At 68.3% G+C, this 15,098-nt stretch carries 10 protein-coding genes; 5 read left to right on the plus strand and 5 right to left on the minus strand.

Features of this window, described 5'->3' with window-relative positions:
- Positions 1–62 precede the first annotated feature (62 nt).
- From PKD89_RS08825 to PKD89_RS08840, 4 genes are all read left to right on the plus strand, one after another.
- The gene (locus tag PKD89_RS08825; protein ID WP_287377566.1) at positions 63–1,049 is read left to right on the plus strand and encodes a potassium channel protein; all 987 of its coding nucleotides are present in this window, start codon (positions 63–65) and stop codon (positions 1,047–1,049) included.
- A 105-nt stretch (positions 1,050–1,154) separates the two neighbouring features.
- Positions 1,155–4,772 (plus strand): error-prone DNA polymerase, encoded by a 3,618-nt coding sequence (locus PKD89_RS08830; protein WP_287377569.1) that lies wholly within the window; start codon positions 1,155–1,157, stop codon positions 4,770–4,772.
- Between the two features lie 268 nt (positions 4,773–5,040).
- Entirely contained in the window at positions 5,041–6,111 is a 1,071-nt protein-coding gene (locus tag PKD89_RS08835) for an acyl-CoA desaturase (RefSeq protein WP_291916124.1), read from the plus strand.
- Positions 6,112–6,263: 152 nt separating this feature from the next.
- Positions 6,264–6,998, plus strand: coding sequence for an AIM24 family protein (locus PKD89_RS08840; protein ID WP_287377574.1), 735 nt, complete (start codon positions 6,264–6,266; stop codon positions 6,996–6,998).
- A gap of 157 nt (positions 6,999–7,155) precedes the next feature.
- Here PKD89_RS08840 and PKD89_RS08845 read toward each other — a convergent pair whose 3' ends face one another.
- The 4 genes from PKD89_RS08845 to PKD89_RS08860 all read right to left on the minus strand — a co-directional run bounded on the left by PKD89_RS08845 (position 7,156) and on the right by PKD89_RS08860 (position 11,837).
- On the minus strand, positions 7,156–7,833 hold the full coding sequence (locus PKD89_RS08845; protein WP_287377575.1) for a response regulator transcription factor: 678 nt from the start codon (positions 7,831–7,833) through the stop codon (positions 7,156–7,158).
- Positions 7,834–7,844: 11 nt separating this feature from the next.
- Positions 7,845–9,965 carry a sensor histidine kinase gene (locus tag PKD89_RS08850; RefSeq protein WP_287377577.1) on the minus strand — a complete coding sequence of 707 codons (2,121 nt, stop codon included), beginning with the start codon at positions 9,963–9,965 and terminating at the stop codon, positions 7,845–7,847.
- 97 nt (positions 9,966–10,062) lie between these two features.
- Entirely contained in the window at positions 10,063–11,007 is a 945-nt protein-coding gene (locus PKD89_RS08855; protein WP_287377581.1) for a hypothetical protein, read from the minus strand.
- A gap of 107 nt (positions 11,008–11,114) precedes the next feature.
- Positions 11,115–11,837, minus strand: coding sequence for a DUF998 domain-containing protein (locus tag PKD89_RS08860; protein ID WP_287377585.1), 723 nt, complete (start codon positions 11,835–11,837; stop codon positions 11,115–11,117).
- Positions 11,838–11,868: 31 nt separating this feature from the next.
- Between PKD89_RS08860 and PKD89_RS08865 the strand changes: the two genes are divergently transcribed.
- Positions 11,869–12,258, plus strand: coding sequence for an MmcQ/YjbR family DNA-binding protein (locus PKD89_RS08865; RefSeq protein WP_287377588.1), 390 nt, complete (start codon positions 11,869–11,871; stop codon positions 12,256–12,258).
- 77 nt (positions 12,259–12,335) lie between these two features.
- Here PKD89_RS08865 and PKD89_RS08870 read toward each other — a convergent pair whose 3' ends face one another.
- Complete coding sequence (locus tag PKD89_RS08870) at positions 12,336–15,020, minus strand: efflux RND transporter permease subunit (RefSeq protein WP_287377590.1); 2,685 nt, start codon at positions 15,018–15,020, stop codon at positions 12,336–12,338.
- Between the last annotated feature and the right edge of the window lie 78 nt (positions 15,021–15,098).

Raw genomic sequence — 15,098 nt, forward strand, 5'->3', positions numbered from 1 at the left:
TCACGACGCGAGAGCGGCACACTTCGCGTACCGGAGCGGATCCGCCCGTAGTGTGTCGGGCGATGGGGCAAGGGCGGCGTCTGGCGGGAGCGATGATCGCCCTGTTCGGCGTGTTGGCGTTCGGCATCGTCGGCTACCTGTTCCTGGGCTTCAGCCCGCTCGACGCGGTGTATATGACGGTCATGACGGTGTCGACGGTGGGCTTCGGCGAGGTGGAGCCGCTGTCGCGGCTGGGTGTCGCCTTTACCGTCGTGCTGATCCTGGTGGGGGTCTCCTCAGCGCTGTACGCCTTCAGCGTGATCGTCGAGGGTGTCATCGAAGGCCGAGTCAACGAGTTGCTAGGGAGACGACGTATGAACCAGTCGATCGCTTCGGTGAGCGGCCACGTGATCGTGTGCGGTTGGGGCCTTGTCGGCCATGCCATCGCCGAGGAGATCGCCGAGACCAAACAGGAACTGGTGATCGTCGAGATCGAACCCGACAAGGTGAACGGTGTCGAGCATCGCGTGGTGATCGGCGACGCCACGACCGACGAGGTGCTGCGCCAGGCCGGCATCGACCGCGCTGCGGCGTTGGTGGCGGCGGTCGATGGCGACGCCGAAAATTCCTTCATCACCCTCAGCGCCCGGTCGCTCAACCCCGACCTGTTCATCGTGAGCCGCGCCCGCAGCCGGGACAGCGGCGAGAAGCTGATGCGGGCCGGCGCTGATCGGGTGGTCAACCCGCAGAGCATCGGCGGCGTGCGCATGGCGGCCTTCGTGCTACACCCCCACGTGGCCGAGTTCGTCGACGTCGTCATGCACGAAAAGTCGCTCGAATTTCGCTTGGAGGAGGTGGCGGTGGTTGAGGGGTCGCCGCTCGTCGGCAAGACGCTGCGCGACACCCACCTGCGCGACGAAACCGGCGCGTTGGTGCTGGCGTTGCGTCGCCGCGACGGCAGCTTCGAGACCAACCCCTCGCCCGACGAGGTGATCTCCAAGGGCGAGGTGATCATCGCCATCGGCACCCAGGAGGAGCTGCAGTCCCTCATCGTCTTCGTAGCGCCCTGATCGGCGGCGGCCCGCGGGCGCAGCGGTCTGATGCAGCTTGGGGCGTGACGGCCGGTGGCGACCTTCGCCGCTTGAAAACGAACAGGCGTTCGATAAGGTGGCTCCGTGGGATGGAGAAACCCGGCGAAGTCGTGGTCGGAGCTGGAAGCCCAGCTTTCGGCGGTCTCTGGATCGCCCGGCCGCGCCACGCAACGGGGTCCCTCCCCACCCGGTGTCGACCCGGACAAACCAGCGACGCGAGGCGACGATCACGAGCCTCGTCAACGTGGGGGAGTCCGGGGTCGCCCGCGTCCGGGGGGCGCTGGCAGGCGCCGCCCCGGTACCGCATATGCCGAGCTGCACGCCCACTCGCACTTCAGCTTTCTCGACGGGGCATCCTCGCCGGAGGAGCTGGTCGACGAGGCGGTGGCGCTCGAGTTGGACGCGCTGGCGCTGACCGACCACAACGGCTTCTACGGCGTGGTGCGCTTCGCCGAGGCGGCCCGGGAGGCCGGGCTGCCCACCGTGTTCGGCGCCGAGGTGTCGATCGGGGCGGCCGAACCGCGCGCCGGTGAGGGCACCAGCCACGACCCGGCGGCCCGCCACCTGGTGATCCTGGCACGCGACCCCGAGGGATACGCCCGGCTGGGCACGCTGCTGTCGACCGCCCAGATGGCGGGGGAGAAGGGCCGGCCACGGCTGAGCTTTGCCGAGTTGGCCGAGGCGGCCGGACGGGCCCGCGGGCACTGGGCCGCCCTCACCGGGTGCCGTAAGGGCACCGTGCCGGCGGCGCTGGTCGCCGACGGGCCGCGGGCGGCCGCCCGGGAGCTGCGGGCGCTCACAGCGGCGTTCGGGTCCGACTCGGTGTTCGCCGAGCTGTGGGATCACGGCGACCCGCTTGACTCGGCCCGCAACGATGCCCTGGTGCGCCTGGCCGCCTCGGCGGGGGTGCGGCCGTTGGCGACCAACAACGTCCACTACGCCACCCCGGCCGCCCGCCGCCTGGCCGGGGCGATGGCGGCGATCCGCGCCCGCTCCAGCCTGGATCACAGCGACGGCTTTCTGCCCGCCAACGGTGGCGCCCACCTGCGCTCGGGGGCCGAGCAGCTCGCCCGCTTCGCCCGCTATCCCGGGGTGGTGCAGGCCGCGTCGGCGCTGGGCCGGGAGTGCGCGTTCGACTTGTCGTTGGTCGCACCGTCGCTGCCGCCGTACCCGTGCCCGCCCGGCCCCGACGGCACCCCGGTCAGCGAGATGGCCTACCTGCGAAGCCTGGTCGAGGACGGTGCCGTCGTGCGCTACGGCACACGCCGGGCCGAGACCGCGCCGGGGGCCTGGGCCCAGATCGACCACGAGCTGGGGGTGATCGAGCAGCTGGGGTTTCCCGGCTACTTCCTCGTCGTGTGGGACATCGTCGCGTTCTGTCGCCGCAACGACATCTACTGCCAGGGCCGGGGCTCGGCGGCCAACTCGGCGGCCTGCTTCGCCCTCGGGGTCACCAAGGCCGACGCCGTGCGCCTGGGGCTGCTGTTCGAGCGCTTCCTGTCGCCCGAGCGCGACGGGCCGCCCGACATCGACCTCGACATCGAGTCGGGTCGCCGGGAGGAGGTGATCCAGTACGTCTACGAGCGCCACGGCCGCAGCCACGCCGCCCAGGTGGCCAACGTGATCACCTACCGTGGCCGCTCGGCGCTGCGCGACGCGGCCAAGGCGCTGGGCTACTCGGTGGGCCAACAGGACGCCTGGGCCAAGGAGCTGGGCCGGTGGGGGCCGTTGCCCAAGCCGGGGGAGGGTCGTCCCGAGGGCATCAGCGCCCCGGACGCGGTCATCGACCTGGCCGGGCAGCTGCAGGGCGCGCCCCGGCACCTGGGCATCCACTCGGGCGGCATGGTGATGTGCGACCGGCCGGTGGTCGAGGTGTGCCCCACCGAGTGGGGCCGCATGGAGAACCGCTCGGTGCTGCAGTGGGACAAGGACGACTGCGCGGCGGCCGGGCTGGTGAAGTTCGACCTTCTGGGGCTGGGCATGCTGACCGCCCTGCACGCCACGGTCGACCACATCACGGCCACCCGGGGCGAGACGATCGACCTGGCGGCCCTGCCCCAGGACGACGACGTCTATGACATGTTGTGCCAGGGCGACTCGGTCGGGGTGTTCCAGGTGGAGTCCCGGGCCCAGATGGCCACCCTGCCCCGGCTGCAGCCCCGCTGCTTCTTCGACCTGGTCGTCGAGGTGGCGCTGATCCGGCCCGGCCCGATCCAGGGCGGCTCGGTGCACCCCTACCTGCGACGCCGCCGGGGGGAGGAGCCGGTGACCTACCTGCACCCGCTGTGCGAGCCGGCACTGAAGAAGACCCTGGGCGTGCCGCTGTTTCAGGAGCAGCTGATGCAGCTGGCGATCGACGTGGCCGGCTTCACCCCGACCGAGGCCGACCAGTTGCGCCAGGCGATGGCGTCCAAGCGGTCGGCCAAGGCCATGGCCGTCCTGGCCCGCCGCTTCGATGAGGGCACCGCCGCCAACGGGCTGGACGAAGCCACCCGTGAGGAGCTGTGGTCGAAGCTGGCCGCCTTCTCCAACTACGGCTTCCCCGAGAGCCACTCGGTGAGCTTTGCCTACCTGGTGTACGCCTCCGCCTGGTTGAAGTACCACGAACCGGCGGCGTTTCTGGCCGGGCTGCTCGATGCCCAGCCGATGGGCTTCTGGTCGCCCCACTCGCTGGTGCAGGACGCCCGGCGCCACCGGGTGGAGGTCGATGCCCCCGACGTGGCCACCTCGGGGGTCATGAGCACGCTGTGGTGGCCAGGGGGCACCTCCGGCAGCCGGTTGATCCCCCATGTCCCTGACATCGACATTGACATCGACATCGGTCCCGACATCGGTCCCGACATCGACGGCGCCGCCGGGACCGGTTTGGTCGACGGGGGTGGGGCGCCGCCGCCCGATCGTCGCTACCGCTGGAACCGCGATCGGCCCCAGCCCCGGGTGCGGTTGGGGCTGGCCAGCGTGCGCCACCTGGGTGAGGATGCCGCCGCTCAAGTGGTCGCCGAACGGCCCTACGCCTCGGTGGAGGACCTGGCCCGCCGGGCGGGGCTGAGCCGCCAACAGCTCGAAGCGCTGGCCACCGCGGGAGCGCTCGGGGGCTTCGCCGATCCCCATCGCAGCGGACAACCGTTGGGGCGGCGGGCGGCGCTGTGGTCGGTGGGGGCGGCCGCCCAGGGCTCGCCCGACCGGTTGGAGGGCATCGTCACCGGCGCCGAGGCGCCTCGGTTGCCGGGCATGGCCGAGTGGGAGGAGGCACAGGCCGACCTGTGGGCCACCGGCGTGTCGGCCGATGGGCACCCCACCCGGTTTGTCCGCCACCGCCTCGACGCTCTCGGCATCTCGACCGCTCAGGCGCTGTTGTCGTCGCCGGACGGCACCAAGGTGTCGGTCGGTGGCATCGTCACCCATCGCCAGCGGCCCCAGACCGCCGGCGGGACGATCTTTTTGAACCTGGAGGACGAAACCGGGCTGGTCAACGTCGTGTGCTCGCCGGGCTGCTGGGTGCGGTACCGGCGCCTGGCCCGCGACGCACCTGCCCTGGTGGTGACCGGCCGTCTGGAGCGCACGGTTGACGACGTGGTGGCGGTGGCCGCCGAACGCTTCGACCCCCTGCCGGTGCCCGTCGGAGCGGACGCAGGCCGAGGGCCTCAGCGGCGCGGCGGCAGCGGCAGCCGCGGCGGGCTGAGGTCTCGTGACTTTCGATGAACGGCGCAAGCTTCGGACGGCCCGGGTTTCGGCGAACGATCGTGCACCCAAACGGCACCACCATCCATGAAGTGGTGACGGCGCTGATCGAAGACGGCATGGGAACATTGGTGTTCCGCCGTTATGTGACGGCTGTCCAACGCAAATCGCCTGATGCTGGTGGTATCCTCACCTGTTCAGCAACCACCGCTCTGTTCAGCAATCCCCCGCTCCTGCGCTGTCCCGCCGTAGTGCTCCGGCGAACCCGCCCCAACCTGCCGAGGCCCCCGTGACCATCGCCACCCATGGCCGACTTCCTGACGAGCGCGTCCAGGTGAGATCGTCCATCCCGTTCTTTCTCGTCCACCTGACGCCGCTGGCCCTGATCTTCACTGGCATCAGCACCACCGCCGTCGTCCTGGCGATCGGCACCTACACGGTGCGCATGTTCTTCATCACCGCCGGCTACCACCGCTATTTCGCCCACCGCAGTTACAAAACCGGGAGGGTGTTTCAGTTCATCTTGGCCTTCGGTGGCTCGATGGCGATGCAGAAGGGCCCGCTGTGGTGGGCGGGCAACCATCGGCTGCACCACCGCTTCTCCGACACCGACCGTGACCTGCACTCGCCGATCAAGGGCTTCTGGTGGAGCCACATGGGCTGGATTCTCTCGGAGAAGTCCTCGCCGACGCCGACCGAGGTGATCTCCGACTTTGCCAAATACCCGGAGATCCGCTTCATCAACGAGAAGGACTGGATCGGTCCGCTCACCCTGGCCGTGTTCTGCGTCCTCGTCGGCGGCTGGTCGGGCCTGGTGCTCGGCTTCTTCGTCTCGACCGTCCTGTTGTGGCACGCCACGTTTCTGGTCAACTCGCTGGCCCACGTCATGGGGCGTCGTCGCTTCGTCACCAACGACACCAGCCGCAACTCGGCGATCATCGCCGCCCTGACGATGGGCGAGGGCTGGCACAACAACCACCATCACTACCCGGCCTCGGCCCGGCAGGGCTTCTACTGGTGGGAGTACGACGTCAGCTACTACGTGCTGCGGGCGCTGAGCCTGGTGGGGGTGGTGCACTCGGTGAAGGTTCCCAACGCCAAGGCGATGGAGAACGCCCGGGTGCGCGACGGTGCCTTCGACGTCGGCATGTTCCGTCACCATCTGGTCAAGGCTGCCGGGGTCGTCGCCGCATCGCAGGAGAACGCCACCCACCTGTTAACCGACGGCCGAGAGGTGATCGTCGATCGTGACAGCGCCGCTCGCGAGGGGTTGGAGTCGATGGTCGACACCACGATGGCCCGGGCCGACGAGGTGGCGAAGCTGACCCGCCGGCCCGAATCTCTCGTCGCGTCGGAGTAGCGCTCGACGGTCGGACGTATGCCGTCTTACGTGTGCCGACGGCGCCGGGGCCCCCGGCGGCAACGGGAATCGAAGGAAGCGGCGCAGAAACGCGTGGACATGGGCGGTGCGTTCGGTACGGTCTAGAGGCACCGCGACGAGGGGGAACACCTATGCCTATCCACTGCAACGAACTGACCACATTCTCCGAGGCGGAGGCGACCGACCAGTTCGTCCACCAGAACAAGAAGCTGCTCAAGATCAACCTGGCCTACGGCCCGGTCAACGCCCGCATGGGCTCGATGGTCGCCTACCAGGGCGACGCCCGCTTCGAGAACACCGGCTCCGGCGGCATGACGAAGATGCTCAAGAAGGCGGTCACCGGCGAGGGCGTCAACGTGATGAAGGTCACGGGCTCGGGTGAGGTGTTCATCGCCGACCAGGCCACCGACATCATCATCATGTACCTCGAGAACGACATGGTGTCGGTCAACGGACGCAACGTGTTGGCCTTCTCGGACTCGATCGAGTGGGACATCCAGCGGGTCGGCAGCGGCATGGCAGGCATGCAGGCCGGTGGGCTCTACAACGTGGTGCTGCGGGGCACCGGATACGTCGCGGTCACCACCGACGGCCCGCCGGTGATGCTCGACGTCACCCAGCAGGCCACCTTCGGTGATGCTCAGGCGGTCGTGCTGTGGAGTGCCGGGGTGCAGATGAACATCAAGACCGACACCGGCGGCATGAAATCGATGCTGCGGGGCGGCACCGGGGAGACGTTCCAGATGGCCTTCGCCGGCCAAGGGTTCGTGCTCGTCCAGCCGTCCGAGGGTGCACTCGGTGGTCCGGCGGCGGCCGGAGGCAGCGGCGGCGGCGGCGGAGGCTTCCTCGGGGGTCTGGGCGGCTAGCGGTACCCAGCCTACGACCAGCCCGGGGCAACCAGCCCGGAGCAACGCGGACGAAAACGTCCGAAGTGGGGAGTGCAAACGACCGCCAGGCGGTCGTTTGCACTCCCCACTTCGAGTTTTCGGGCCGGTTCGAGGGCTTCGGTACCGGCTCGAGAGTTCAGGCCCCGCCGAGCCCTGCCGACCGGGCGCGCACGATCGCGTGGGCCCGATCGGCCACCTGAAGCTTGGTGAACAGGTTCGACACGTGGTTGCGGACCGTCTTCTCGGAGATGTAGAGGGTCTGGGCGATGTCCGGGTTGCTTTGGCCCCGGGCGACGAGTTCCAGCACCTCACGCTCGCGGTCGGTCAGCTGTGGAAACGGAGCGACCCGTTGGGGGACGGTGAAATAGCGCTGAATCCTGCGCGCGATCGCTGGACCGAAGATGGCTGCGCCGGCGACGACCGCCCGGATGGCTGCCACGACGTCCTCGTGGCCGGCGCCCTTGAGGAGGTAGCCCCGCGCTCCGGCGCGCAGGGCGGAGAAGACGCTGTCGTCGTCATCGAACATGGTGAGCACCAGCACGGCGATGTGCGGGTTGGCTGCGACCACCTGACGGGTGGCCTCGATACCGTTCAGCGACGGAAGGTTGAGGTCCATCACGATGACATCGGGCTGAAGCTTCTCGGCGAGCTCAACCACCTCTGGTCCATCTGCGGCCTCGCCCACCACCTCCAGGGTGGGCTCGGTGGACAACACCACGCGGAGGCCATCTCGGAACATCGGGTGATCATCGGCGATCAGCACCCGAATCACATCTCGGTCCAGCGGTTCAGCGGTCACAGGTTCGGGGCTCATCGGTTGTTCGCTCATCGGTTCGTGGCTTCGTCGAGTCGAGGCTGGGGAGCGCTCGAGGGAGTTGATGTTGTCGCCTGAGGTGGCGGTGTCGGGTTGGACCCATGCGCTGGGACGGGGCGGCTCGGAATGCTCACCGCCACCTGAGTTCCTCCCAGCGGCGAGGCGCCGATGCGACAGGTGCCTCCCAGCTCGGCCGCCCGCTCCTCCATCGAAATCGTGCCCAGCCCGACGCGAGCATCGGAGCCGATGCCGACCCCGTTGTCGTCCACCCGCAACCGCAGGTCATCGCCGCCGCCCAGCGTGACCCGACAGCGGCTGGCATGGGCGTGACGGGCCACGTTTGCCAAGGCCTCGCACGCGATTCGGTAGGCGGCGAGCTCGACACCGGGGGCGAGTCCGTGGAGGTGGGCGGGAGCCTGCACCTCGACTGTGAGCGCACCGCCCGACTCCACCGGGCCGGTGAAAGCGCGTGCCTGTTCGGTCACTGCGGCCACCAGCCCGATCTCAGCCAGCACGGACGGCTGAAGATCGTCGACCAGACGCCTGACGTCGTCGACGGTGCCGGCCACCTCGTCAGCCAGCTTGGTCAGTATCGCCTTGGCCCGCTCCGGATTCCGGTCGATCAGCAACAGCGCACCGTCGAGCTTCATGCGTGTTGCTGCCAGCGCCGGACCCAACCCATCGTGGAGATCCCGACGAACGCGCCGACGCTCCGCCTCGCGCGCCGTCATCAAGTCCAGGCGCGACGATTCGAGCGCCCGTCCGGCCGCCACCGCCTGAAGCACGGCGGCCACCGGACGGGCCAGGTCGGCCAGCACCCCCCGTTGCGATGCGCTGAGGCGAGAACCGGCTCGCGGACTGACGGCCAGCTGACCCACCTCGTGGGTTCGAAACACCAGCGGGATCCGGTAAACGTGGGCACCGGGGGTGCCGATGTCGGCGACCAACCCCTCGATCGGCACGATCACGGCGACGTAGCTCAGGCGCAACGACTGGGCGATCGCGTCGACCACTTCGGTGAGCACATCATCGCTGGAGCCGGGTGCGTCCAGCCGCTCACCCAGGGTGGTCAGCGCTCGGTACGGGTCCTGACGGTCGCCGTACAGGGCCCGCTCCACCCAATGATGGACTCGATCTCGAAGCAACGCCACGACCGCCACGGCGAGCGATGCGGCCAGCAACGATGGGCCCAAGGACACCTGGCGGTTGGTTATGGCCCCGGTGGCGACGACCACAGCCAGGTAGGCGAGCGCCACGACGAGGGTCAGCGTGCCGTAGACCACCGACCACCTGATCAGCAGGTCCAGGTCCCACAGCCGGTAGCGGAGGACGGCGATCACGATCGACCCGAGGAACAGCACCACGGTCAGCGGCCCGGTCCAGGTGGTGAAGCCGAGCGGGCCGTGCCCGGGGATGACCTCGAGGAGCAACTCGACGGCGAGCAGAACCCCCGCTGCTGAGACCCACTTGAGTTGCTGCCTCGTCACGGGATCGGCGCCTCGTCGGCGAGCGGCCAGCGACGCGATGGCCAGCAGGACGGCGGCTGCGTAGCCGGCCTGGGAAGCCCTTCCCAGCACGTCCAGACCGGCCCAGTGGATGCCGATCGGGTTGGTGAGCCCGGGCATGTCGGTGGTGTAGGGCCCGTAGCTGGTCGCCGCCTGGATGATCCCGCCGCCAGCGCTTATGAGCGTCAACCACAGTACCGGCCGCCACCTCGGGCTGGGCAGGGCGCCGTCAGGGAAGAACAACAGGATCAGCGGGAACGTCACCATCGCCGGAACCAACGGCCAGGTACCCAGCCACCCGGCCAACGATGCGCCGGGCAGGTGATGTCCGCCGAGTTCGACGTAGACCGCCCATTCCCGTCCGAGGCCCATTACCGCCTCGCTCAGTCCACCGGCCAGGAACAGCCACCCGATGATGTTGGATGGCACCTTGGCGGTGAGGATCAGCCCGACGGCGCCAAGCCCGACGGCGATGATCGCGCTTCCTAACCACCAGGTGTCCACCGGCCGACCCTGGTTGGCGATGCGCAGGAGCACCAGTGCGCTGACGGCCAAGGCAATCGTGACCACCGCGCCGGCACCAAGCCACTCACGATGCAACGCCAGGTGCCGGCTGTCGGGACCCACGACTTCAGCATGACGCATCGCGCCGAGTTTCGCTCGACGCGGACGGCTCAGGCCGATCTCCTGGATCGGCCCGGCCGTCGTTCCGGGGCAGCCCGGATCAGCCGACGTCGAACTCACCGTGCTGCGGGGGCAGTTCGGGACTGTTCATGTCCTCGGGTGAGATGTAGCCGTAATGCCCAGGCTCGAGATCGAGCGTGAGGTAGGCGGACTGCCCGGGGAGGAGTGCGTCGACCCCGCCGGCCAACACGCCACCATCGACGTCGATCGACTTGCCCGCCTGCTCCGTCTGGCCGACGGCGCCGGCGAAGGTGGCGAGGCTGGTGCCCGCGTCCAGCTTGGCCACGGAGAATGCGTGGGGATTCTTGCCGGTGTTGGTCACCAGGAAGGTGCCGCTGCCGTTGAAGTCGTCCGGCATGGTGATGGCGTCGTCGTTCAGGGTGATCGTCCCATCGCTCTCAGGCTTCTCGGTCGCCGTGTCGCCGCTGATCTCGACCTCCTTGACCATGCCCATCTTCCAGTGCGGCTCCCCTTGGTCGTCGGTGAGGAAACAAATCATGGCGTAGGTGCCGGGCTTGAGGTCGAGTGCAGTGACGGTCGAGCGTTGTCCGGGGCCGACGAGCGCCGGGGTGCCGAGCGGGGCCGGACCTTCGGGGCCGGAGTCGACGAACAGCTTGCCGGCCTCCTCTTCACTCTTGTCGAGCGCCGCCGTGACCTGGTCGGTGGTGACGCCGTCTTTCACCTGCGCAAAAGCCAACATGTGAGTGACGTCGTCGGTGTTGTCCATGGTGATTGCCCCGACGCCGGGGCGCAGCGACCCGGACACGTCATATTCCATGTCGGGCGTCGTAATCGTCAGTGCGTTGTCGATCGGGGCGCCCCCAGAGTCAGCGCTGGCCGCCGTTGTGGCGGTCGTGTCCTTGGACTCGTCGGACTTTGAGCTGGAGGAACACCCGGCCAATGCGAGGACCGTTGCGAAGCTGGCCGCGATCGCCGAACCTCGCCGGAGACGCCGTCGGGGCGTGGTGGAAGTGGGCTGGTTCATCGAAGCCTCCTTTTAATGATGTCAGGAGCATCGTGACCGGCGAGCTGTCCCGGGGACATCGGCCCGCTGTCCCGAACGGTCGGGACGTTTGTCCCGGGACTTCCCGATCAACCGATGGGATCGATGGCCAGCCGCCCGCTCAGCACCAGCGCCGATATGGTCGCCAGCCACACATCGAGGCTGGTGAGGCCGATGCGCTGCAGGAGGCCGCTGGCCTCGACGAACGGCGTTGCCACCAAGGCGGCCGAGGCGAGCACGGCCACGCACATCGAGATGGTGGCCAGCGAACGTCGACCCGCTTCCCACAGGGGCTTGGCCGCTGCGGCGGCGGCATAGACGAACAGGGCGTAGCCGGCGCCGGCGGCCAGCGCGTGGGCGGCGTCGATCACCGGGTTGCGGTCGAGCGGGAGGGCGGCGACGGCGGCGGTGGCCAGGCCGGTGCCCACCACACCGACCCAGGCGCTGCCGGGGATCGCCCGTCGCACGGCGCCGGCGGCGGGGATCGACGCGGTCGAAAACCCGAGAAACCCGGCGCTCATCAGCACACGGGTGTCGGCGCCGACGGCGGCCAGGCGGCTGATGGCGTCGGTGATCGGCGAGTAGTCGACCGCCACGGCGCTGCCGACGACCCAGGCTCCGATGAACGCTGCGGGGCCAAGGATCCCGCCAAGGGCGAGCCGTCGCCACCGCCCGTCGTCGGGAGCGGCAAGGCGGTCGGACCGAAAGCCCGCAACCGGGGAGTGGGGACAACCGTGTGATAGTCGTTTCGGCTCCCCGGTTCGAGGGTTTTCGCCGGGTGGAGGGGCACTGGGGGGTGGCGGCTTCTTCACGGCGCCAGTTGATCACGCGACACTGATCCTTATGAGCGACGACGGATTCAACGAGCAGCAGGTGGAACGGGCGCTGGCGGGGGTGCGGAACATCTGCCTCGGTCTCCCGGAGGTGAGCGAGCGTCTCAGCCACAGTGCACCGTCGTTCTTCATCCGCCAGAAGAAGACGCTGGCGATGTTTCATGACGACCATCACGGCGACGGCGAACTGGGCATCTGGTGCCCGGCACCCCGGGGTGTCCAGGCCGAACTGGTGGAGACCCAGCCCGACCGGTTCTACGTTCCCGCCTATGTGGGGCACCGCGGCTGGCTGGGCATGCGCCTCGACCGCGACCCCGATTGGGACGAGGTGGCCGGGGTGCTCGTCGAGGCCTACCGAACCGTGGCGCCCAAGAAGCTGGTGGCCGAACTCGACGCCTAAAAGCGAGAACGTCACCTCGGACGACGCCGGGGTGACGCTCTCAAGCTCCATGGGGGACCGGATGGCGCCTGTCGGGCCTACGTTCGGGCGGGAGCGTCGGTGGCGCCGTCGCCCGCCTTGGGACCATCGACCGAGCCGGTGTCCTTGACGCGATGCCGGCCACCGCCGCCTCGGCTGACCGCCAGGTCCTCCTCGCTGACCAGATGGCGGCTGACCCACTCGCGGCCCTCCTGGTCGGCCCAGACCAGCATGGGTGGCAGGATGACGAGTGCCGCGGCCAATGCGATGACGACGTTGAGTGCGACGATGGCACCGAAGTCACGCAGCAGTGGCAACGGCGACGTGGCGATCACCGCCACGCCCGCCACCCCGGTGAGCCCGGAGACGATGAAGGCGCGCCCGGTGCGAGCTGCGGCGGTGTCGGCCGCCTCCTGTGGCGCCATGTGCCGCTTTCGTTCCTCGACGAAGCGCAACAGCATCAGCGATGTGAACTCGGTACAGATCGCCACGATCAGCGGGCCGCCGACGGCGGTCATCGGCGACAGCTCCAGCCCGAGGGCGAAGGCGACCAGCGAGGCCATGCCGGTGGCGATCATCACCGGCACCAGCGACAGAACCGACCGCACGACGCTTCGCAGACGCACGGCGAGGAAGATGCCGACGAAGGCGATGGACATGTAGGTCAACAGGATCCGGTTGGACTGGATGTTCTCCAGCAGGCCGACGCCGACAACGGCCAGCCCGGAGGGGACCGCCTTGATGCCCTCGGGTGAGTCGCTCCGGACGTCGGCCCGCACGTCTTTGACCACGGCCTCGCCGTCGTTGAGCGACGAGTACCCCACCCGAAAGATCAGGTTCATGTTCTTGGAGGTGCCGTCCGATGCTTCGGGCGGTGTGGCGGTGAACTTCTGCAGGCTTGGCGGGGCCACCTGCCAAGCGGCCTGAACCGCTTCGGCTGTGGGACCCCGTGGGATGTCACCCTTGGGGGTGGCCCCGGGCACGTTGATGATGCCGCTCATCGTGGTGACGATGCTCGAGGCGGTCAGCAGCGCCGGCTTCTCCTTGCCATCGACGTCGAAGGTGCGCTCACGCCGTTGCTGGTAGGCGAAGTTGTGCACGAAATCGACCGTCTCCTGATCGAACACGTTGTCGGAGGCGACGTAGATGCCCAGCTCGGTGGAACTCTTGGTCTGCTCTTTGATCGTGTCGATCTTCTTGATCGTCGGCGAACTCTGGTTGACCCAGTCGATCGGGTCGCCCTGGATCTGCAGGCTCGACTCCACCAAGAGCCCACCGACGAAGATCAGCAAGGCGCCGATCGCAAACGGGACGGCCAGCTTGGAGGGCAGGCTGCCGATCTTGACGACGAAACGTCCCAGCCATCCCTCGGAGTAGTCCTTGTCCGAGCTGGTGGGCGACTTGTACTCGCGGATGCCGAGGGCAGCCAACGGGGCGATGATCGACACCACGCAGATCACGGCGATGCCGATGGCGAGCAACAGGCCGAAGTCGCGGATCATCGGCACCTTGGCAAAGCGCAGGGCCAGGAAGGCGAAGATGGCGTCGAAGGTGACGACCAACAGGGCCGGGCCCAGGTTGACCGCCGCCTCCTGAATCGGATGGTCCTCCCGGTCGAGGAGCACCTCCTCCTCGATGCGGCTGTGCATCTGGATGGCGTAGTCGATGCCGATGCCCAACATGACCGGGAGGCCCGAGATGGTCACCAGCGACAGCGGGATGCCCAGGTAACCGGCCAGGCCGAAGGCCCAGGTGACGCCGATGAGGATCACCCCTAGCGGCAACAGGCGCCAGCGGACGTCGAAGAGGAGCAGCAGGATGAGGATCATCGCCACGACGGCGATGGCGCCCAGCTTGAGGATGCCGCCGCGGAGGTAGTCGTTGATGTCCTTCAGCAGGATCGGCGCGCCGATGACGGTGACCTCGGCGGCGGGGTCGAGGTTCTCGGCCGCCTTGTCGATCGTGTTGGTGGTGAAGACGGCTGCGTCGCCCTCGAGCTCGATCGACATGTTGCCCTTGAGACGGGTGACGATCTGGGTGGTCTGGGGGTTGGGGAAGAAGGGCAGCAGCGACTCGCGGACCGCGCCGGTGTTGTCGTAGAGCAGGAACTTTCGCCACTCGATGTTGTCGAGGGTGCGGTCGGCCTCGGGGATGGCGAGCAATCGGGTAGCAGTTTCCCCGAAGTCCTTGTCGCGCGCTTCAGCCTCGTCCGTGTCGCCGTCGGCCTTCGCTGCCGCAGTCGCCGTGTCGAGCGATACACCTGCGATCGACGTAGTAGGGAGTGCCTGGGTGGGAAGGTTGGCCGCCGTGATCTCGCCGTCGGCCAGCTGCTTCACCTGTGCCTCGGTTGGCGCTGCCTTCTGGATCAGCGTGTCCGACAACACCATCGTGTTGTACGGCGTGGCGACGGCTTCGATGCTGTCGTTGGCGACGAGCGTCTTCTCGATCTCCTGGAAGATCTTGAGGTTCTTGGGGGAGAGGAACTCCTCCAGCGTGGTGCCCTCCTCGATGCGGATCGCGCCCAGCATCGCCTGGCCCCCGAAGAGGTCCTGGTACTCGACGTTGTCCTTGTAGACCTGCTCGTTCTTGTTCAGGTAGGCGTCCTGATCGGTGGCGAAGTCCAGGTTGGTCAACCCGAAGCCCATGATGATCGTGATCACCAGCCCGACGATCGACACGTAGCGGGCGTGCTTGCCCATGTTGACGGCCAGCCAGCGCCATGCCCTGTCCATGCGTTTTTTCATGTGCTGCGGTCCCTCCGTGCGTGTCAGCAGCGAACGCTAGCAGTGTGACCCGGGACACGACGAGTTGCGTCGCGAAGA

Origin of the sequence: Candidatus Neomicrothrix sp. (genome assembly GCF_035329545.1) — a bacterium.
In the GTDB taxonomy this organism is placed as follows: domain Bacteria; phylum Actinomycetota; class Acidimicrobiia; order Acidimicrobiales; family Microtrichaceae; genus Microthrix; species Microthrix subdominans.

What these genes read in the sequence shown, in the direction of transcription:
- PKD89_RS08825 (WP_287377566.1), top strand. Translation starts at nt 63, where the DNA reads ATGGGGCAAGGGCGGCGTCTGGCGGGAGCGATGATCGCCCTGTTCGGC.
- PKD89_RS08840 (WP_287377574.1), top strand. Translation starts at nt 6,264, where the DNA reads ATGCCTATCCACTGCAACGAACTGACCACATTCTCCGAGGCGGAGGCG.
- PKD89_RS08845 (WP_287377575.1), bottom strand. Translation starts at nt 7,833, where the DNA reads ATGAGCCCCGAACCTGTGACCGCTGAACCGCTGGACCGAGATGTGATT.
- PKD89_RS08855 (WP_287377581.1), bottom strand. Translation starts at nt 11,007, where the DNA reads ATGAACCAGCCCACTTCCACCACGCCCCGACGGCGTCTCCGGCGAGGT.
- PKD89_RS08865 (WP_287377588.1), top strand. Translation starts at nt 11,869, where the DNA reads ATGAGCGACGACGGATTCAACGAGCAGCAGGTGGAACGGGCGCTGGCG.
- PKD89_RS08870 (WP_287377590.1), bottom strand. Translation starts at nt 15,020, where the DNA reads ATGAAAAAACGCATGGACAGGGCATGGCGCTGGCTGGCCGTCAACATG.